16 protein-coding genes and 1 pseudogene are annotated in these 18,571 nt (G+C 68.2%); 7 read left to right on the plus strand and 10 right to left on the minus strand.

Annotated features, from left to right (window positions below; genetic code table 11):
- The 3 genes and pseudogenes from BFD71_RS38125 to BFD71_RS41765 form a co-directional block, all read right to left on the minus strand.
- A pseudogene (locus BFD71_RS38125) lies at positions 1–466 on the minus strand (hopanoid biosynthesis associated radical SAM protein HpnJ); the annotation flags it as partial.
- A 99-nt stretch (positions 467–565) separates the two neighbouring features.
- Positions 566–1,855 carry a bacteriohopanetetrol glucosamine biosynthesis glycosyltransferase HpnI gene (gene hpnI, locus BFD71_RS38130; protein ID WP_069269339.1) on the minus strand — a complete coding sequence of 430 codons (1,290 nt, stop codon included), beginning with the start codon at positions 1,853–1,855 and terminating at the stop codon, positions 566–568.
- Positions 1,852–2,115 carry a hypothetical protein gene (locus tag BFD71_RS41765; RefSeq protein WP_176733030.1) on the minus strand — a complete coding sequence of 88 codons (264 nt, stop codon included), beginning with the start codon at positions 2,113–2,115 and terminating at the stop codon, positions 1,852–1,854. The genes hpnI and BFD71_RS41765 overlap by 4 nt, the downstream gene beginning before the upstream one ends.
- Before the next feature lie 442 nt (positions 2,116–2,557).
- On the opposite strand from BFD71_RS41765, the gene BFD71_RS38135 reads away from it, so the two are divergent.
- Positions 2,558–3,562 (plus strand): LLM class flavin-dependent oxidoreductase, encoded by a 1,005-nt coding sequence (locus tag BFD71_RS38135; RefSeq protein WP_069269340.1) that lies wholly within the window; start codon positions 2,558–2,560, stop codon positions 3,560–3,562.
- A gap of 60 nt (positions 3,563–3,622) precedes the next feature.
- On the opposite strand, the gene BFD71_RS38140 is transcribed toward BFD71_RS38135, so the two are convergent.
- Complete coding sequence (locus BFD71_RS38140; RefSeq protein ID WP_069269341.1) at positions 3,623–4,741, minus strand: alpha/beta fold hydrolase; 1,119 nt, start codon at positions 4,739–4,741, stop codon at positions 3,623–3,625.
- A 395-nt stretch (positions 4,742–5,136) separates the two neighbouring features.
- Between BFD71_RS38140 and glgC the strand changes: the two genes are divergently transcribed.
- The 5 genes from glgC (at position 5,137) to BFD71_RS38165 (ending at position 11,113) form a co-directional block, all read left to right on the plus strand.
- Positions 5,137–6,402 (plus strand): glucose-1-phosphate adenylyltransferase, encoded by a 1,266-nt coding sequence (glgC, locus tag BFD71_RS38145; protein ID WP_069269342.1) that lies wholly within the window; start codon positions 5,137–5,139, stop codon positions 6,400–6,402.
- A 104-nt stretch (positions 6,403–6,506) separates the two neighbouring features.
- The gene (gene glgA, locus BFD71_RS38150) at positions 6,507–7,997 is read left to right on the plus strand and encodes a glycogen synthase GlgA (RefSeq protein ID WP_069269343.1); all 1,491 of its coding nucleotides are present in this window, start codon (positions 6,507–6,509) and stop codon (positions 7,995–7,997) included.
- Positions 7,998–8,158: 161 nt separating this feature from the next.
- Complete coding sequence (gene pdxY / locus BFD71_RS38155; protein WP_069269349.1) at positions 8,159–9,031, plus strand: pyridoxal kinase PdxY; 873 nt, start codon at positions 8,159–8,161, stop codon at positions 9,029–9,031.
- Positions 9,032–9,132: 101 nt separating this feature from the next.
- On the plus strand, positions 9,133–9,594 hold the full coding sequence (locus BFD71_RS38160; protein ID WP_069269344.1) for a hypothetical protein: 462 nt from the start codon (positions 9,133–9,135) through the stop codon (positions 9,592–9,594).
- Between the two features lie 304 nt (positions 9,595–9,898).
- Entirely contained in the window at positions 9,899–11,113 is a 1,215-nt protein-coding gene (locus tag BFD71_RS38165; protein WP_083245731.1) for a branched-chain amino acid ABC transporter substrate-binding protein, read from the plus strand.
- Positions 11,114–11,120: 7 nt separating this feature from the next.
- On the opposite strand, the gene BFD71_RS38170 is transcribed toward BFD71_RS38165, so the two are convergent.
- From BFD71_RS38170 to BFD71_RS38180, 3 genes are all read right to left on the minus strand, one after another.
- A complete protein-coding gene (locus tag BFD71_RS38170; RefSeq protein ID WP_083245732.1) occupies positions 11,121–13,085 on the minus strand; it encodes a DUF3857 domain-containing transglutaminase family protein in 1,965 nt (654 codons plus the stop codon).
- Positions 13,086–13,092: 7 nt separating this feature from the next.
- The gene (locus BFD71_RS38175; protein WP_256095107.1) at positions 13,093–14,097 is read right to left on the minus strand and encodes a helix-turn-helix domain-containing protein; all 1,005 of its coding nucleotides are present in this window, start codon (positions 14,095–14,097) and stop codon (positions 13,093–13,095) included.
- Positions 14,098–14,187: 90 nt separating this feature from the next.
- Positions 14,188–15,438, minus strand: coding sequence for an aminotransferase class I/II-fold pyridoxal phosphate-dependent enzyme (locus BFD71_RS38180; protein WP_370684355.1), 1,251 nt, complete (start codon positions 15,436–15,438; stop codon positions 14,188–14,190).
- 130 nt (positions 15,439–15,568) lie between these two features.
- On the opposite strand from BFD71_RS38180, the gene BFD71_RS38185 reads away from it, so the two are divergent.
- Positions 15,569–16,447 (plus strand): LysR substrate-binding domain-containing protein, encoded by an 879-nt coding sequence (locus BFD71_RS38185; RefSeq protein WP_069269346.1) that lies wholly within the window; start codon positions 15,569–15,571, stop codon positions 16,445–16,447.
- Between the two features lie 35 nt (positions 16,448–16,482).
- Here the strand turns inward: BFD71_RS38185 and BFD71_RS38190 are convergent, their stop codons facing one another.
- The 3 genes from BFD71_RS38190 to BFD71_RS38200 form a co-directional block, all read right to left on the minus strand.
- Positions 16,483–17,133 carry a hypothetical protein gene (locus tag BFD71_RS38190; protein ID WP_069269347.1) on the minus strand — a complete coding sequence of 217 codons (651 nt, stop codon included), beginning with the start codon at positions 17,131–17,133 and terminating at the stop codon, positions 16,483–16,485.
- Between the two features lie 218 nt (positions 17,134–17,351).
- Complete coding sequence (hutC, locus tag BFD71_RS38195; protein ID WP_069269348.1) at positions 17,352–18,047, minus strand: histidine utilization repressor; 696 nt, start codon at positions 18,045–18,047, stop codon at positions 17,352–17,354.
- 59 nt (positions 18,048–18,106) lie between these two features.
- On the minus strand, positions 18,107–18,571 hold a 465-nt coding region (locus BFD71_RS38200; RefSeq protein ID WP_176733031.1), incomplete at its 5' end, for an aromatic amino acid lyase.

The raw sequence follows: 18,571 nt of genomic DNA on the forward strand, positions 1-18,571 counted from the left end.
AGCCGTCCTTCGCGCGCCACGAAATGCCCTTGACCTCGGCCAGCGGCATGCCTTCGGCGATTTCCTTGCAGGTGAAGTCGAATTCCTCGCGGCAGACGAAATCGATCGCCTCGCTCGCCGTGAGCGAATTGTGCGGATCGACCTGCACCTTCGCGCCCACCAGACCGATGACGATCGACGGCTTGCGCTTCTTGAGGTCTTCGCAGAAGAGCGCGTCGGTCGGGAACGACGGCGTGCTCGTGTGGATGATGACGAGGTCGTATGCGGCTGCAATCTTCAGCGTTTCTTCCACGCCCAGACCGTCGGCCGGTGCGTCGAGCACGCGGCTGTCGGGCACGAGGGCCGCGGGCTGCGCGAGCCAGGTGGGATACCAGAACGAGCGGATCTCGCGCTTTGCCTGGTAGCGCGAGCCCGCGCCACCGTCGAAGCCGTCATACGACGGGGCCTGCAGAAACAGCGTTTTCATGCGATGAGTGCTCCGGGTACCCGTACTGTGCCGGGTGATGATTGAGGTGACAATTCGGTAAAAAGGCGCGCTACCACAGCGCGGTATCAAAGCGACGCCTCAGCGAGCGTCCGATCCTTCGACGGCAGGCCGCCGCGTGCTCGCGGGCCTGGCCATGGCGGAAGGCGCTGCGGCCTCGGGGTTGGCGACGCTCACGCGCACGCCGCGCCAGATCACGTGCGAGCCGAACGCGGCGGAAAGCCACTGCAGCGCCAGCAGCACGTCGCGCAGCGGCACGAGCGGCAAATCGCGCCAGAACCCTCGCCAGCTTCCGCTCGCTCGCGCGTGCAGTATCAAACGCGCAATGATACCCGCCATCGTGGCCGTGGCGAGTCCGGCCAGCGCCGCGCGCGTCGTCGCGCACGCGCCGATGCCCGCGCCGGCCGCGAGCAGGCCGTAGAACAGCGCGCCCAGCACGAGCCACGGCGTGGGAAACGTGATGAACAGCGAAGCGAAGCCCGCCGGATTCACCGAGCGGATGGTGCGCAGCCAGCGCGTCTCGCGCAGCCAGAGCGAGCCGAAGGTCGGCTCGATCACGTCGGTGGCGACCACCACGGGCGCCAGCACCGTGGCGAGGCCGTGATCGCGCGCATAGCGGGCGAGCAGATAGTCGTCGGCGAGGCAGTCCTTGAGCGCAGCGAAACCGCCGATGCGCTCCAGCGTCGTACGGGAAAGCGCGAGCGTCGCGCCAAAACCGAACGCGCGCGAGCCCGTGGAATGCGCCACGCGCACCGAAGGCGCGAACCACTCGTTGATGAAGAGCGCACCCACGCGGGGCCAGAAACCGCCGATGCTGCGGGCGCTGTAGAGACAGGTCACGACGCCCACGTCCGGGTCGGCGAGCGGCGCGGTGACGATCTCCAGATAGTCGGGCTCGACGGCGATATCGCTGTCGGCCACGACGATCGCGTCGTAGCGCGCGCGCGCCGCCAGATTGATGAGGTTGCTCACCTTGAGATTACTGCCGTGCACACGCGGGTCGATCACGAGTTCGATGTCGTGGCCGGGATACGCCGCCTGCAACCGGCGCACCACGGCAATGGCCGGGTCCGCCGGCGACGACACGCCGAACAGCAACTGAAAACGCGGATGCCGCTGCTCGCAGAAGGTCGCGAGATTCTCATAGAGGCGTGGCTCGGCGCCGCACAAGGGCTTGAGCACGCTCACAGGCTGCGGTTGCGCCCGGCGCGCACGACGCGCGGCTTCGCGCACGAGCGCGGCCGAACCGAGGCGCGGCATCGTCAGCGCGGCAACGAGGCCGTAGAAAGCGGCCACGCCGCACAGCACGACCACGACCCAGACGAGCACGGGCCAGGCCGCCGGGATGGCGAAAACCTGCGCCACCGTCATGACGCGCCGCCTTGCCGGGTCACGTGGGCCAAGCCGCGCTCGCCGCGGGCTGCGCGCAAGGGGAGAAGCTCCTGCGGTGCCCCGACCGGAATTCGCGTTTCACCACGTACCATTTCCCTGCCCTGAAAATCCAGAAATAAGCCGCGCATCTTAGCCGCATTACGTATTTGAAGCGGGAAACCAGACAATGGATGCCGGTTTGCACGATGCGAGGCAATTGAACAAACAACGAAGGGGAAATAAACCATCGTATGAAACATTGGACATGGTCGATCCCCGATTCGACGCCGAAAATTGTATCAGCAAGCTCCGTCAGTTGCTTCCGACGGACGCGGGAAAATGCGTTGCCAAAGTTGTAAAAGCGTAACTGTTTCAGCGATTAAACAGCCGCCTTCCAGCGCTTTTCCGACCCGAAAAAATTCGGTAAGCATCTAGAAATGGTTCTTTAATAATTCTGAATTGAAAGCGCGGCTTTTGCATTGAAACAGGAGTAGTTCTCGTTAATATTCAAATTGACTGGGCGTAAAGGCAATCAGCCATTTCTGAACCCACGCCGCCTGCATGGGTTCCCGAAGGCCGCCAGCACGAACGAAAGTGGTTTGGCACAATGGCCGCACCTTGCGACTGCCTTGCGGCCTCGCGTCGGGCACCCGGCGCACGGCACACGCGTCGCGCCCCTCATACCAGGCCCCACGCTAGCCCATGACCCTCTTCTCCGTACTCGACCTCTCGCCCATCCCCGCAGGCTCCCATGCCGGCGCCGCGCTGCACAACACGCTCGATCTCGCCCGGCACGCCGAGCGACTCGGCTATCACCGCTTCTGGCTGGCCGAACATCACAACATGACGGGCATCGCCAGCGCGGCGACTTCGGTGGTGATCGGCTTCGTGGCGGGCGGCACGCAGACCATCCGCGTGGGCTCGGGCGGGATCATGCTGCCGAACCACGCGCCGCTCGTGATTGCCGAGCAGTTCGGCACGCTCGAAGCGCTCTACCCCGGCCGCATCGACCTCGGCCTCGGGCGCGCGCCCGGCACCGACCAGACCACGGCGCGCGCGCTGCGCCGCGACCTGCAGGGCAGCGCCGACAGCTTCCCCGACGACGTGGCCGAACTGCAGCGCTATTTCGCGGCGCCCGTCGAAGGCCAGCGCGTGCGCGCAGTGCCCGGCGCTGGGTTGAACGTGCCGCTCTATATCCTCGGCTCGAGCCTCTATGGCGCCCAGCTCGCGGCGGCAATGGGTCTGCCGTTCGCGTTCGCCTCGCACTTCGCGCCCGACCATCTGCTCACGGCACTGCGTCTGTACCGCTCGCAGTTCCGTCCGTCGGCGGTGCTCGCGAGGCCCCATGCGATGGTCGGCGTGAACGTGTTCGGCGCGCCCACCAACGAAGAAGCGCGCTTTCTCTTCACCTCGCTGCAGCAGCAGTTCGTGAATCTGCGGCGCGGTACGCCGGGGCAGTTGCCGCCGCCGGTCGAGCAGATCGCGGCAAACGAGTTCGAACTCGCCGGCGTGTCGCACTCGCTCGCCTGCTCCGTGGTGGGTGACCAGGAAACCGTGCGCGCGGGCCTCGCCTCGGTGATCGGGCAGACCGGCGCGGACGAGCTCATCGTCACCGCGCAGATCTACGACCACGCGGCGCGTCTGCGTTCGTTCGAGATGGCGGCGCAGGCGCGCGATGAATTGAAGGAAGCCGCCGCGGGACGATAAGACGGCGCGAGGTTTGCCTCGCGCGCGGCGTCGCAACCGAGCCCGCCCTCGACCGCGCCCTTAGTGCGAGGCGTTCAACGCGTCGAGGCCTTTGAGCAGCGCGGCATGAAACGCCCGCGGATCCTGCATCTGCGGCGCGTGCCCGAGATCGGCGAACTCCACCAGCGTCGCGTGGGGAATGGCGCGCTGCGCGGCTTTGGCCAGCACCGGATAGTGCCCGAGCTGCGCGCGCACCTCGGGCGGCGCGAGATCCTTGCCGATGGCGGTCGTGTCCTTGTCGCCGATGAGCAGGAGCGTCGGCATCTGCAACTGCCCGAACTCATAGATCACCGGCTGCGTGTAGATCATGTCGTAAAGCAGCGCGGAGTCCCACGCCACTTGCGTCTTGCCCGGCCCGCGATACATGCCCGCCAGCATCTGCACCCACGGCTCGTAGGCCGGCCGCCACTGGCCCGCGTAATAGGTGGCCTGCTCGTAGCGGCGAATACCGTCAGCGCTCGTCTTGAGCTCGCGCGCGTACCAGTCGTCGACCGAAATCGACGGCACGCCCTTGGCCTTCCAGTCTTCCAGCCCGATCGGGTTCACGAGCACGAGCTGCTCCGTTTCGCCCGGATACATGAGCGCGTAGCGCACCGCCAGCATGCCGCCCGTCGAATGGCCGACGATCGTCGCATCGTGCACGCCGAGCGCCGCGAGCAGCGCATGCGTGTTGCGCGCGAGCTGCTGAAAGCTGAACTGATACGAGGCGGGCTTGCTCGATTTGCAAAAGCCGATCTGGTCCGGCGCGATCACGCGGTAGCCCGCGGCGTGCAACTCGCGGATGGTGGCGTCCCACGTCGCCGAGCAAAAGTTCTTGCCATGCAGCAGGACCACGGTGCGTCCGTTCGGTTTCGCGGGCTGCACGTCCATGTACGCCATGTGCAGCGTCTGGCCCTGCGAAACGAACGCAAAGTCATGCACGGGATGCGGATACTCGAAGCCCTGCAGCTCGGCACCATACGCGGGGCCGTCGGGCGTCTCGATCGCGGCTTGCGGTGACGACGCCGACGACGGCGCGGCATCGCTCGCCTCAGGGTCGGCAGCGAGGGCGACGTGACAGAGCGCGGCCGCACTCAGCGCGGCAACGAAGGGAGCGAAGGCAGCAAAGCGGGCAAGCGTGTGGTTCAGGATGGCTCTCATCGACGGGAGATCGGGCGAAAGGTCGGACAGAAGAACAGGACGGCGAGATGGCGCCGGTACAGCCAGCGATTCTAGCGGCCCCGCCCCGCTCATGCCGGCTTTCTCGTCCAGCGCGTCTGTAGGGCATGCGGTTTGCTGCTCATCAGCGCCTCGCACGACTGCGGCGCGCATCTCCGGCCCCGGGCACCGGCAATTCGCGCTACGCTGCATTCGGTGCTAGAACAGTCAATACAGGACGCACGAGACGTCCGCGACGCGAGAGACGCACGCGTGTTGCACCGCGAAACGCGCCGCATCAGGGACGCGACAAGCACGCGAAAGAAGGACCGCACCGGCCCGGGCACGACGAGGCGGGCCGCGGCGGCCGTACCGGGGGGCACAACAAGGAGACGACCATGGAAACCCCGGCAAGCCTCAACGATCTGCAACGCACCACCCTCGCCATCGTGCTCGCTGGCGGCCGCGGCACGCGCCTCGGGCCGCTCACCAACAAGCGCGTGAAGCCGGCCGTGTACTTCGGCGGCAAGTACCGCATCATCGATTTCGCCCTCTCGAACTGCCTGAATTCGGGCATCCGCCGCATTGCGGTCGTCACGCAGTACAAGGCGCACTCGCTCCTGCGCCATCTGCAACGCGGGTGGGGCTTCCTGCGCGGCGAATTCAACGAGTTCCTCGACCTGTGGCCCGCGCAGCAGCGCGTAGAAGGCGCGCACTGGTATCGGGGCACCGCCGACGCCGTCTACCAGAACATCGACATCATCCGCTCGATCAGACCGAAATACGTGGTGGTGCTGGCCGGCGACCACATCTACAAGATGGACTACACGCGCATGATCGCCGACCATGCCGCAAGCGGCGCCGACTGCACGGTGGGCTGCATCGAAGTGCCGCGCATGGAAGCGCGCGCGTTCGGCGTGATGGCCGTGGATGAGTCGCGCCGCGTGACCGGCTTCGTCGAAAAGCCCGAGGATCCGCCCGCCATGCCAGGCCGCCCCGACATCGCGCTCGCGAGCATGGGCATCTATGTGTTCGACACGAACTATCTCGTCAAACTGCTCGAAGAGAACATCGCGCGCTCGGCCACCGACCACGACTTCGGCAAGGACATCATTCCGCGCGTGGTGAGCGACGGCCATGCGATCGCACATCCGTTCAGCATGTCCTGCGTGTCGTCGGACCCGGCCGCCGAACCCTACTGGCGCGACGTGGGCACGGTCGACGCCTACTGGTCCGCGAACCTCGACCTCGCCTCGACCATCCCCGCGCTCGATCTCTACGACCGCAACTGGCCGATCTGGACCTACCAGGAACAGTTGCCGCCCGCCAAGTTCGTGCGTGACCTCAACGGCCTGCAGGGCTCGGGCACCAACCTGATCGTGTGCGGGGGCAGCGTGATCTCGGGTTCGCAGATCTCGCGCTCGGTGCTCTCGTCGAATGTCGTCGTGCAGTCGTTCTGCAACATTGCCGAGGCAGTCTTGTTGCCACAGGTGACGGTGGGCACGAGTTGCCGGCTGCGCAAGGTCGTCGTGGACCGCGGCTGCACGGTTCCCAACGGCACCGTGATCGGCGAAGACGCTGCGAGCGACGCCGAGCGGTTTTATCGCACCGAGAGCGGCGTCGTGCTGGTCACGAGCGAGGCGCTGGCGAAACTGCCTGGCTAGTCATGCGCCCCGCGAAGCCGATCCGCAAGACCGGCTTCGCTCACGGGCGCGCCAATCCGCAAACAACCCGCAAGCAACCCGAGCACCGAGAGGACTGACTCCCGATGACCATTCGCGTCCTGCACGTAGCCAGCGAGCTGTATCCGCTCCTGAAGACCGGCGGCCTCGCCGACGTTACCGCCGCCCTGCCCGCCGCGCTGATCGAACAAGGCGCCGACGCCCGCCTGCTGCTGCCGGGCTTCGCGCCCGTGGCGGCCGGCCTCGAGGACCTGCGCCCCGTCGCGCGCCTTACGCGCACGTTCGGCGCGCCCGAGGCGACGCTCGAACTCGGGCGTCTGCCCGGCAGCGAGCTGGCCGTCTACATGATCCGCGCCGACGCGTTCTACGCGCGCCCCGGCAACCCCTACCTCGACGCCGAGCACGTGCCCTACGGCGACAACGCGCAACGTTTCGCGCTGCTCGGCTGGACCGCCGCGCAACTCGCGCTGCACCTCGATGCCGACTGGGCGCCCGCGATCGTGCAGGCACACGACTGGCATGCGGGACTCGCGCCGGCCTATCTGCGCGCGGCGGCGCGCGAGCGCGGCACGAGCTTGGCGCCCGGCGGGGCGCGCTCGATCTTCACGATCCACAATCTCGCGTATCAGGGCATCTTCCCCGCGCAGCAGTTCGACACGCTCGGCCTGCCGCGCGACTTCTTCGACATGCATGGCGTGGAGTTCTACGGCCAGCTTTCGTTTCTGAAAGCCGGCCTCTATTTCGCCGACAAGATCACGACGGTGAGCCCGACCTACGCACGCGAGATTCAGACGGTCGCCCAGGGCGGCGGCCTCGAGGCGCTGCTGCGCGGCCGCACGCACGACCTCATCGGCATTCTCAATGGCGTGGACTATGCCGTCTGGAATCCGTCGAGCGACGCGGCCATCGCGACGCGTTATTCGGCCACGCGCCAGAGCGGCAAGATGCGCTGCAAGGCGGCGCTGCAGACGCGCCTGAAGCTCGCGCAGAAGCACGACGCCCCGGTGTTCGGCGTCGTGAGCCGGCTCACCGAGCAAAAGGGCCTCGACCTGCTGCTCGCGGCGCTGCCCGAGATCGTCGCGCGCGGCGGGCAGCTCGTCGTGCTCGGCACCGGCGACCCTAGCCTCGAACAGGGCTATACGCGCGCCGCGCACCAGCATCCCGAATCGGTGGCCGTGGAGCTGGGCTTCGACGAGACGCTCGCGCACGAGATCGTCGCGGGCGCCGACGTGATGATGGTCCCCTCGCGCTTCGAGCCGTGCGGGCTCACGCAGCTCTATGCGCTCGCTTATGGCGCGCTGCCGCTCGTGCACCGTGTGGGCGGACTCGCCGATACGGTGGTCGACGCCTCGCTGGAGAATCTCGCCGATGGTCTCGCCACCGGCTTCGTGTTCGAGCGCTTCGAGCCCGACGCGCTCACGGCCGCGATCCGCCGCGCCTTCGCGCTCTATGGGCGCAGCCGCGACTGGCGCGAGACGCGCTCGCGTGCAATGCAGCAGGACTTCGGCTGGGCCGCGTCGGCGCAACGCTACATGGCGCTCTATCGCGAGCTGGCCGGTCAACACGTCGTGGCCTAGCGCCCGCCCGGACGCATTGCAGCCGCTGGCAGCGAGCGCGCGCGCAACACCGCGCCCACGCATCCATCGACTGGGCGCAGCGAATTCGGTTATCGTTGCTGCACCTGCGCAAAGGCGCGCTGCTCGAAGCGCCGCAAGCGATAACGAAATCTGGACCGGCCATGAAAAACGTTTTGAGCATCCAGTCGCACGTCGTGTTCGGTCACGCGGGCAACAGCGCCGCGGTGTTTCCCATGCGCCGCCTGGGCGTCAATGTCTGGCCGCTCAACACGGTGCAGTTCTCGAATCACACGCAATACGGCCACTGGACCGGCGCCGCCATCGGCTCGGACGAGGTCGTGGATCTCGTCGAAGGCATCGGCGCGATCGGCGTGCTGCCGCGCTGCGATGCGGTGCTCTCTGGCTACCTCGGCGCCCCCGAGCAGGCCCAGGCCGTGATCGACGTGGTGCGCGCCGTCAAGGCCGCCAACCCGCAGGCGCGCTACTTTTGCGACCCGGTGATGGGCACGCTCAACGCCGAGAACGGCTGCCGCGTCGAGCCCGGCATTCAGGAGTTCCTCGTGCGCAACATGCCCGAGGTCGCCGACGCGATGATCCCCAATCACATCGAGCTGCAACGACTCGTGGGCCGCGAGATCGAGACCGCGGAAGAAGGTGTGCTCGCGTGCCGCGAATTGCTGCGCCGCGGCCCGAAGTTGGTCCTCGTGAAGCATCTGCTCGACCGCAACAGCCCTGCCGACCGCTTCAACATGCTCGTCGTGACCGAGCATGAAGCATGGCTCGGCCAGCGCCCGCTCTACCCGTTCGCGCGCCAGCCGGTGGGCGTGGGCGACGTGACGAGCGCGGTGTTCGTCGCGCGCCTGATGCTCGGCGACTCGCTGCGCCGCGCGTTCGAACACACGCTCGCGGCCGTGAACGCCGTAGTGAAGGCGACTTACGACGCAGGCCGTTACGAGCTGGAAATCGTCGCGGCGCAAGACCAGATCGCGCGCCCGCGCGAATGGTTCGACGCCTGGGCGGTGGAAGCCGCCTAAACTGAAGCGGTGCGCGCGCGGCCTATAATGCCGTCCGCATGACTCGCGGCGGCCAGACACAGTGCACGGCCGCGGCGCCCACCGTCTTTAGAGAATGACCGATGTCCGATTCAATCCGTAGCGAGCAGGAAGAGTATTTCGAGCAGCTTTGCCTTGCCGTCGACGCCGGCGAGACCCACGAGCAGGAAGCCATCGAATACTTCGAGGAACACAGCCACGAAAGCGGTTTCGACGCCGCCGTGTGGCTCGACATCGCGCTTTACCATGCACCCGACGTCGCGCGCGGCATCATCGACTTCGTCGACGAGAGCGAGCGCGAACGCAGCGACATCGCCCAGACCATTGCCGACACGCTCGACATCTCGTACGGCGACGACGAATGCGCACGCTTCGAAGCGACGATTCGCTTCGCGCTCGCCAATGGCATTCCCGTCGATCTCGACGTGGTGCTCGACGGCTGCAACCGCGCGCTCGACGACCTCGAAGCATGGGCGAGCGCCGACACCATGGCGCCGCTCGTGCGCCTGCGCGACGCGCTCTTCGAACTGCAAAGGGGCGAGTAGCCCGAGCGCGCGGCACGGCGTGAGCGGCTGACCTGGCAGCCTGATATATTGCTCGCCATCCGCCGCCTCGCGAAGGCGCGCGCCCGGCCGGCGCACATGGGGAGCTGGCTGAGACCCCCACGAGACACCCCACCCACGCGCGCAGCCGTCGCACAGCCCGTTCCGGCAAGCCGCAGTCGCAAACAGCAAGACGCAAGACCCGAACACGAGACGCCCCGTCTACGCGCCACGCCGGCGCGCGGCGCGGCGTACCCGGACAAAACGCACACAAGAACACCGCGCCGCTGTCGCGCAAGGAGTCACCATGAGTCTCGCTGCCGCGCCTGCAACCGCTGGCGTCTGCGCATTCGCCACGCCCTACCGGGCGTGCCGCAGGCTTGCAGCTGGGCTCCTGATCGGCGCGCTGGCCACCGTCGGCACGCTCGGCGCGAGCCGCAGCGCTCTGGCCGCCGGCCCGCTCGACGTGCGCATCGGCTTCGTCTCGCCGCTCTCGGGCGACTCCGCCGACTACGGCCGCGATCTGCAAAACGGCGTGCAGCTCGCCCTCGACGAGGCGAACGCGCAAAACCTCAAGATCGGCGAGCAGGCGGCGCACTTCGAACTCGTGCCCATCGACGATCGCAGCGACCCACGCCTCGGCGTGCAGGCCGCCGCGACGCTGGCGAATCAGGGAGTGAACGCCGTGGTCGGCCACTTCAACTCGGGCTCGGCCATTCCGGCCTCGCGCATCTACGAGAGCGCGGGCATCCCGATGATCAGCCCCGCGGCCACCAATCCCGTCATCACGTCGCAAGGCTTCGCGAACACCTTCATGGTGATTGCAAACGACGCGCAGAACGCCGGCATCGCAGGCGCCTGGGCCGTGGACGTGATGAAGGCCAAACGCGTGGCCATCATCGACGATCGCACCGCCTTCGGTCAGGGCGAAGCCGACATGTTCGAGCGCGCGGTGCGCGAGCATGGCGGCAACGTGGTCGCGCGCGAGTTCGCGCAAAGCATCGCGAGCGACTTCGGCCCGCAGCTCGCGAAAATCAAGGCCGCCGATGCCGACCTGCTCTACTTCGGCGGCCTCGCGCACCAGGGCGCGGCGCTCGCGAAGCAGATGAAGGCGCGCAGCATGAACGCGCAGTTCGTGGGCGGCGGCGGCGTGGCGAACGCCGACTTCACCCAGGCCGCGGGCGCCGCCGCCGAAGGCGCGATGGCCTGGGAGTACGGCCGCCCGCTCGCGCAACTGCCGGAGGGCCCGCGTTTCGAGCAGGCTTTCAAAGCCCGCTTCGGCGCCAACGTGCTCGCCTACGCGCCGTTCGGCTACGACGCGGCGTGGGCCGCGATCCACGCGATGGTCAACGCGAAATCGGCGCAACCCGAGGTCTACCGCAGCGCGCTCAAGACGCTCGCCTTCGACGGCGTGACGGGCCGCATTGCCTTCGAGCCGGACGGCTCGCTCAAGAACGGCGCCTCCACGCTCTGGCAGGTGAAGAAAGGCGTGTGGGTGCCCGTGACGACGCGCGGCGGCTGAGCGCCGCTCACGGTTGCTGCGGCGCGCTCGCCGCCCGCACGACGATCTGCGCGTGCGTGTCGCGCTCGATGCGCAAGAGCGCGTCGCGCATCTGCGCGAATTCGTCGGCCGTGCACATCTGGTGACCAAAACGCGCCGCTAGCCGCCGCTCGATCTGCAGCGTGCGCGAGCGCGCGTCGAACACGTAATGCGACGTGTAGTCGAGCAACGCGTCGCTCGCTTGCGTGTCTTGCGGCACGTCGGTCACGCTCGCGAACGCGGGCAGCACGATCTGCGCGCTCTCCGTGAATTCTCCGCCGATGCACGCCCAGGGCTGCGTGCGGCGCGGCTGCGCGAGCCAGCTGTCGATCTGCGTGGCAATGCCACCCGTGAAGCTGCTCGTGGCGGGGATTGCCGTCGTGCCGTCGCGCCAGACCACATGATCGAGTGTGCCTTCCATCGTCACCGAAAACGGTCCGTCGGTTGCCTCGGTCGGGGCCGTGCTGACGTGCGCGGTGCCGGCGAGTCCGGTGAGCCGCAGGCGCTGTGCCGCGAGTTGCTGCGCCTGCGCGTGCGTGGCGCGGCGAAACGAGTTGCGCTCGGGCTCCGCGCCCACGCCTTCGTCTTCCACGTAGTAGCTGTAGGCGGCGTCGCCGGTCGCCCCCACCTCGAGCGACAGGCGCGCCGTGCGCTCGCGCCGCCCGGTCGCGGGCGTACGCGAAAGCACGCCGTCGTCGACGAGCAGCACGGGCCGGTCCATCGCGCCCGGCGGCAGGTAGCCGAACGCATAGCCGCCCGAAGAGGTGTCCGCATACACGCCGAGGTCGGGCAGCCACGCAATCGCATGGTTGATCGCGTGCGCGCCATAGCCCGGCACGTCGGGCAGCGTATAGACGGGGCCGAGATCGAGCAGCACGGGCTCGGCGCGTATGCCCACCGCCGCGAGCAACGCGCTGAAGAGTGCGACGTGGTCCTTGCAGTCGCCGTAGCGGTTGTGCAGGATGTCGGTCGCGCGATGCGGCACGGCCGCGGTCTCGCCAAGAAAGAGCGCGACATAGCGGATATTGAAGCGCATCCAGTCGTAAATGCGGCGCGCCTTCTCGCGCGGGTCGCTCACGCCCGCCGTGAGCACCTGCGCAAGCGACGCGATGGCCGGATCGGTCCCGGTGGGATCGGCGGCGGCTTCGCGATAACGCGCGGCGAACGCGGCGAAGTCGGGCATTGTCGACACCATCAGCCGGTCGCCCCAGTTCACGTAGGCGACCGCCCCAGCTTCGAGCGGCGGATAGGGGCCGTGCCGGTAGTCGAACGCGTAGCGGGTGCGGCCGTTCGCCGTCTCGGGGGCGAGCGCCGCGTAGCCGCGCGCGTCGGCGTGGAGCGGCACGCTGGCGGGCAAATCGAAGATGAGGCGCTGAAACTCGACCGGTTCGCCCGTCGGCTCGACGAAGTACGAGAACGAGCCCGCGTCGAGCGCCTTCGCGCGGCGTTTGGCGAAATGCAGATGCACGCGCGACCCGACCTGGACGCCCGGAAAGATCACCGTGCGCAGCACGCCGTCCTCGAACGTGGGCGCGCCCGCCGAGCGCGGCTCCTGCACGTCGCGAATGCCGCTTGCGCCGACCGCGTGCGCGGTGCCGTCCGGATCGACGGTTTCGGCCGACAGCTGGGTAATCGTTTCGATATCCTTATTGAACCAGACGTAGCGCTGGGCGACCTCGTCCACGCCGGCGGTGGTGTTGGCGCGCAGCACGGTGTCGTCGTCCTCGACGACCGAGCCGTCCTGCTGCACGACGAACAGATGCACGTCGCGCTCGAGCGTGTATGGCGGCACGTCGGTTTGCGCGGCGCGATCGGCGGTCTCGACGCGTGCCGTGCTGTCGGGGCTGCGGTCGCTCGCCTGGGCGCGGGCATGGCCGCTCACAACTGCCAACGTCAACGCTAGACACGTCGCAACGCACCGGGCGGCGCGCCTGAGCCCCTCGCCTCGCGTCATGGGCGTCTCAGGCGCGCGCCGCGGCTTGCGCGGCGTTCGGCCATGAGGTCTGCGCGAGAGAGCGCTCGCGCTGCGCGACACGCCATGCGCGGGGACTCGCGCCGAACTCCGCGCGAAACGCCGCGTTGAAGTTCGACAGATCGTTGAAGCCGCTCGCGAGCGCAACATCGACGATCTTCGCTTCGTCGTCGGCGGCAAGACGCAGGGCGGCGGCGCGCAATCGCGCGCGCAGCAGGTATTGATGCGGCGTCACGCCGGCCACCGCCGAGAAGGTGCGCAGAAAATAGAACTCACTCACGCCCGCCGCGCTCGCGAGGCTGGCGAGCGTATGCGCATCGTCGGGCGTTTCGTCGATCAGCCGCAGCGTCGCAACCACACGTGCCGCCGCCGCAGCGCCCGGCGTGGCAGGCGTCGCCGCGTCCTTGCCGCTCGCGACCACGCGCAAGGTCGCGAGCGCGAGTTCCAGTGCAATTTCACTCCAGGCGACCACCCCGGTCGCATGGTCCCGCTCTTGCGCGAGCGCGTCGGCGCAAGCGTGCGCCACGAGCGGCGCGAGCGCGCGCACCGGCGGCACCCGCGCGGCCCGCCAGCGGCGCGCGCCGGGCGCGAGGCCCGCGGCTGCGGCCTGCTCGTCGAGCCAGCCAGGGTCGTAGTGGAACGAGAGGCAGCGGTCGCCCGCCGCGTGACGGTGGCCGCATTCGAAGCAGGCGCCGGTTTCCCCGAGCATGAGCGCGCCGGGCGTCATCAGCGCGCGCGCGTTGCCGCTGCGGTAGCCGAATACGCCTGCCGCCACGACGGCGAGGCACGCGCTCGTGTGGCGCTCCTCGTAAGGCCGGTCGCCGGGACCGAGCGTGCAGACGACGTCGTCGACCGACCAGCCGGCGCCCGCCCCGAGCGGGCGCGCCGTGGGCGCACGGCCGCTCGCGGCGCGGCCTTCGCGCTCGCGCTGGGCGAGCGCGCGTTGCAATGAAACGGCGAGACCTTGCACGGCAACCTCGCGTGAAGTTGGCACGTTCGTTGGCTACGTTCGTTGACTACGTTCGTAGGCTACGTCTGCCGTTGTAACACATCGCCGCGAGCGTCGCCGGAGCGGCCCCGGCTGCTATCGCCGCCGTTCCTCGATGGCGCGCAGAAGCGCCAGCGCGATCCCCTCGGCGGCAAGGCGCACCTCGTCGAGCGCCGGAAACGACGGCGCAATCCGCAGATGACTGTCGTGCGGATCGACGCCATACGGAAATGCCGCGCCCGCGGGCGTGAGGACGAGTCCCGCCGCCGCCGCGAGTTCGACCGTGCGGCGCGCGCAACCCTCGGGCGCATAAAGGCTGATGAAATAGCCGCCGCGCGGCACGTTCCAGCTCACGCCGGGTACGCCGGCAAGGCGCGCGCGGAACACCGCGTCGACCGCATCGAACTTCGGCTTGAGCAGTGCCCGATGGCGCGCCATCAACCCGGTGAGCGTCGCGCGGTCGCGCAGGAAGCGCACGTGGCGCAGCTGGTTGAGCTTGTCCGGCCCGATCGTGCGCACGGCTGAGTGCTTCTGCCACCAGGCCACGTTACGCGGCGCAGCGGCGAGCCACGCGAACGCCCCGCCGCCGAAGGTCACCTTCGAGAGCGACGCGAACATCAGCGCGCGGTCTGCGTGGCCCGCCGCCGCGCAGGCTTCGAATACGTCGAGCGTCGCGTGCGCTTCGTCGCTCAGGTGGTGAAAGCGGTAGGCGTCGTCCCAGAAGAGCCGGAAATCGGGCGCGGCGGGCATGGCGGCCAGACGCCGGATCACCTCGTCGGACCAGATCGCGCCCGTCGGGTTGCTGTAGAGCGGCACGCACCACATGCCTTTGATCGATGCATCGTCGCGCACGAGCGCTTCTACGCGGTCCATGTCGGGGCCGTCCTCGTGCATCGGCACGGCGATCATGCGCACGCCCAGCGCCTCGCAGATCGCGAAGTGGCGGTCGTAGCCCGGCACCGGGCACAGGAATGCGATCTCGCCCTGCGCTCGCCATGGCGCGCCAACCTCTGCGCCCTCGCCCGCCGGCACGCCGTGCAGCAGCGCGAAAGTCAGCGCGTCGTGCATCAGTTCGAGGCTCGAATTACCCGCCGCGATCACCTGGGCGCCCGGCACGCCGAGCAGCCCGGCGCCCAGCTCGCGCGCCTCGGGCAAGCCGCTCGCCAGGCCGTAGTTGCGGCAATCGAAGCCATCGCGCGCGAGATAGCCCGCCTGTGCGGCTTCGTCGATGAGCGCCTGCGAGAGGTCGAGCTGTTCGGGCGAAGGCTTGCCGCGCGACATGTCGAGCCGCATCTGCAGTTGCTGGAATCGTTCGTAGGTCAAATCGACGGGCGGCGACATCAACATGGGCTTCTCCAGAAAGCGAAGGACGATGCGAAGAACAACGCGAAGGGTCGGTACGGCCCCAGTATCGGCGCGTCCCGGCATTCAGACAAACGCGTTATATTGAAGCCTTCGATCAATTTTTCTTATACCAATGAAGACCCTCGACCTCGACGTGCTGGCCATGGTGGTGGCCGTCGCCGACGCCGGCAGCTTCGTGCGCGGCGCCGCGCTCGTGCACCGCTCGCAGGCCGCGCTCAGCATGCAGATCCGCGCGCTCGAGGAATCCATCGGCAAGCCGCTCTTTATCCGTGCACCGCGCAGCGTCACGCCCACGCCCGACGGCCAGACGCTCATCGCCTACGCGCGGCGCATGCTCGCGTTGCGCGACGAAGCGTGGGCCTCGCTCGCGCACCCGGAAGTGACGGGGCGCGTGTCGATCGGCGTGCCCGACGATTACGCGTCCTCGCTCATGCCGCCGGTCCTGCGCAAGTTCTCGGCGAACTGGCCGAAGGTGGAGATCCAGGTGATCGGGCTGCCGAGCAGCGCGCTCCTGCCGCTCCTGAAGGACAACAAGATCGACCTGGCTTGCATCACGCGCACGCGAGGCCTCGCGGGCGAGTTCATCCGCTTCGAGCCGATGGTGTGGGCCGCGCCCCCCGCGGCGGTGAGCGCGGCGAGCGGGCGCGAGATCTGGCGCGAGCGTCCCTTGCCGGTCGCCCTCTTCGGCGGCGGCAGCGTCGCGCACACGAACGCGATCCAGGCGCTGGAGCGCGCGAAGATCGCCTATCGCACATCGTATGAAAGCCCGAGCCTGATGGGCCTGTGCAGCATGGTGGCCGCGGGTCTCGCCATCGCGCCGCTCGCGCGCTGCGCGGTGCCCGAGACGTTCGTCACGCTCGGCCGCCAGCATGGCCTCCCGGCACTGCCCGAACTGGAAGTGGTGCTCGCGCGCAGCGCACGCTCGAACCGTCCGCCGTGCGACTTTCTCGCCGACCAGATCCTCGCGGAACTGCGCGTTCAGGAGCGGTGATCTTCCGACGATGCTTCGGGCAACGAATCAGTCGATCAATCGTCGCCCAGCCGCGAAAGCAACGCGTAGAGGCGCGAGACATGCCGCAATAGCATTTCGCGATGCTTCTCGATCTGTTCGAGGCGGCCTTCGAGGTCGGCGCGCACGCGCTCGTCGGGGTCGGCGTAGTTGATCACGTCTTCGATACGCGAGCGCAGCACCGCCGGCTCGACCGGCGGCACGCTCAGGTAGCGCTCGAGCTTGCGCACGTCCTGCGCGGCGAGATCGCGGATCTTGCGCGTGCCCGCGAGACGCCGGTGCGCCTCGGGCGTCGCCGTCGCTTCCTCGCGCTTCGCGCCCTGGCCGAAGATCGGCTCGACGCGCAGCACAGGCGCCTTGCGTACCGGATGCGCGGTGCCGCGAAAGCGCGCGCGCGGCGTCTCGCTCGCGATCGCTTCGCGCGTCTCGTCGGGCACCTCGGCGCTGTCGTGCTTCACGTCCATCCAGCCTTCGGGCAGGCCCGTGACGGCTTCCACGCCGCGCACGAACTCCGCGCTGAAGTCGCGCTGGCCCGACACGATCAGCTTCATGTAGCTCGCGGAAAACGTCATCATGCGCGCGAGCCGGGTGGCCGACCCGACCTCGCGCGTGAGCAGCGCCAGATTGGCACGCCACATCGGCATGAGCGTGGCGTTGGCATCGTCCATTGCGGAGCTCCTCCTTCGTTCGCGTCATCTGCCAATGATAAAGGCTGCGGCGCACCACGCGCGCTTTCGCGGGCCGTCTGCCCCACACGCGCGCTGTCGTTGGCAATAGGGTCAGCTAACGGTAAAGGGAGCAAGGCACATGCCGACGACTGTCGGCCATGCACGGGGAAATGACTGAGGAAATGACGGCGAGCGGCGCGGCCGGACCTTGGCAGGCCTTAGAAATGGCCCGTGAAGCGGTAACGGCTGCCCGGATGCCAGAGATTGGCGACCGAGGCGACGAGCCCACGCGAGCGGGTGCGCCGGTGCAATACGAGGCACGGCTCGGCCTCCCCCATCGCGAGGCGCGCGCGCGTCTGGGCCTCGGGGGCGAGCGCCTCGATGCGATACTCCACGCCCTGCAGCGGCGCGACATGCACGAGGTACTGGTTCGGCGTAATGTGCGTGAAGTCCTGCGCCGCGTAATCGGGCGCGACGGCGGGATTGACCCAGCGCTCTTCTAGCTGCACGGGCTCGTCGTTTTCGAAGTGAAGCACCCGCGAGTTGAACACCTGATCGTTCGCGGCGAGCCCCATTTCGACGGCGAGCGCCTCGTCGGCGCGATGCACGCCGATCTCCAGTACCTCGGCGCGGTAGCAGTGCCCGCGCGCGAGGATTTCGTCGGAGATGCTGCGGATGGCGACGAGCGTCGATTCGTACTTCGGCCGCGCGACGAAGGTGCCCGCGCCCTGCACGCGCGTGAGCACCTGTTCCGCGGTGAGTTCGCGCAACGCCCGGTTCACGGTCATGCGCGCGACCTTGAACTCGCGCGCCAGTTCGTTCTCCGAAGGCACCTGGTCGCCCTCGCTCCACTCACCGGCGTGAATGCGCGCGAGGACGAAGTCCTTGATGCCCTGGTATGCGGGAGCGTTCATCGCGTTGGCCCGTGCTTTGGCTTGGCGTCTGCTTGTGCGTGATCGCGCGTGCTTGCGCTTTACTGCGCCTCGGATTCGAATGCGAACGGGCTGTGCGAAGCGATGGCACCGTTCTGCACGAGACGCGCAATCGCTTCGATATCCGGCGCGAAGTAGCGGTCGAGGTCGTAATGCGGCACCTCGGCGCGCACCGACTGCATCACGTGCGCGAGCGCCGGGCTCGTGTGGTGCGGCGCGCGCAGGTCCACGCCCTGGGCCGCGGCGAGCAGTTCGATCGCGAGGATGTTGGCCGTGTTGTCGGCGATGTCGGCGAGCTTGCGCGCGGCGAACGTCGCCATCGACACGTGGTCTTCCTGGTTTGCCGAGGTCGGCAGCGAATCGACCGAAGCCGGATGCGCAAGCGTCTTGTTTTCCGACGCCAGTGCGGCCGCCGTGACGTGCGCGATCATGAAGCCCGAATTCACCCCGCCGTCCTTCACGAGGAAAGGCGGCAGGCCCGAGAGCGTGGCGTCGATGAGCAGCGC

This window comes from Paraburkholderia nodosa, assembly GCF_001718195.1.
Classification (GTDB): Bacteria; Pseudomonadota; Gammaproteobacteria; order Burkholderiales; family Burkholderiaceae; genus Paraburkholderia; species Paraburkholderia nodosa_A.

Bases quoted from the DNA above. Each gene is read 5' to 3' on its own strand.
- hpnI (WP_069269339.1), bottom strand. From the start codon at position 1,855: ATGACGGTGGCGCAGGTTTTCGCCATCCCGGCGGCCTGGCCCGTGCTC.
- BFD71_RS41765 (WP_176733030.1), bottom strand. From the start codon at position 2,115: ATGTTTCATACGATGGTTTATTTCCCCTTCGTTGTTTGTTCAATTGCC.
- BFD71_RS38135 (WP_069269340.1), top strand. From the start codon at position 2,558: ATGACCCTCTTCTCCGTACTCGACCTCTCGCCCATCCCCGCAGGCTCC.
- BFD71_RS38140 (WP_069269341.1), bottom strand. From the start codon at position 4,741: ATGAGAGCCATCCTGAACCACACGCTTGCCCGCTTTGCTGCCTTCGCT.
- glgC (WP_069269342.1), top strand. From the start codon at position 5,137: ATGGAAACCCCGGCAAGCCTCAACGATCTGCAACGCACCACCCTCGCC.
- glgA (WP_069269343.1), top strand. From the start codon at position 6,507: ATGACCATTCGCGTCCTGCACGTAGCCAGCGAGCTGTATCCGCTCCTG.
- pdxY (WP_069269349.1), top strand. From the start codon at position 8,159: ATGAAAAACGTTTTGAGCATCCAGTCGCACGTCGTGTTCGGTCACGCG.
- BFD71_RS38160 (WP_069269344.1), top strand. From the start codon at position 9,133: ATGTCCGATTCAATCCGTAGCGAGCAGGAAGAGTATTTCGAGCAGCTT.
- BFD71_RS38165 (WP_083245731.1), top strand. From the start codon at position 9,899: ATGAGTCTCGCTGCCGCGCCTGCAACCGCTGGCGTCTGCGCATTCGCC.
- BFD71_RS38170 (WP_083245732.1), bottom strand. From the start codon at position 13,085: ATGACGCGAGGCGAGGGGCTCAGGCGCGCCGCCCGGTGCGTTGCGACG.
- BFD71_RS38180 (WP_370684355.1), bottom strand. From the start codon at position 15,438: ATGTTGATGTCGCCGCCCGTCGATTTGACCTACGAACGATTCCAGCAA.
- BFD71_RS38185 (WP_069269346.1), top strand. From the start codon at position 15,569: ATGAAGACCCTCGACCTCGACGTGCTGGCCATGGTGGTGGCCGTCGCC.
- BFD71_RS38190 (WP_069269347.1), bottom strand. From the start codon at position 17,133: ATGGACGATGCCAACGCCACGCTCATGCCGATGTGGCGTGCCAATCTG.
- hutC (WP_069269348.1), bottom strand. From the start codon at position 18,047: ATGAACGCTCCCGCATACCAGGGCATCAAGGACTTCGTCCTCGCGCGC.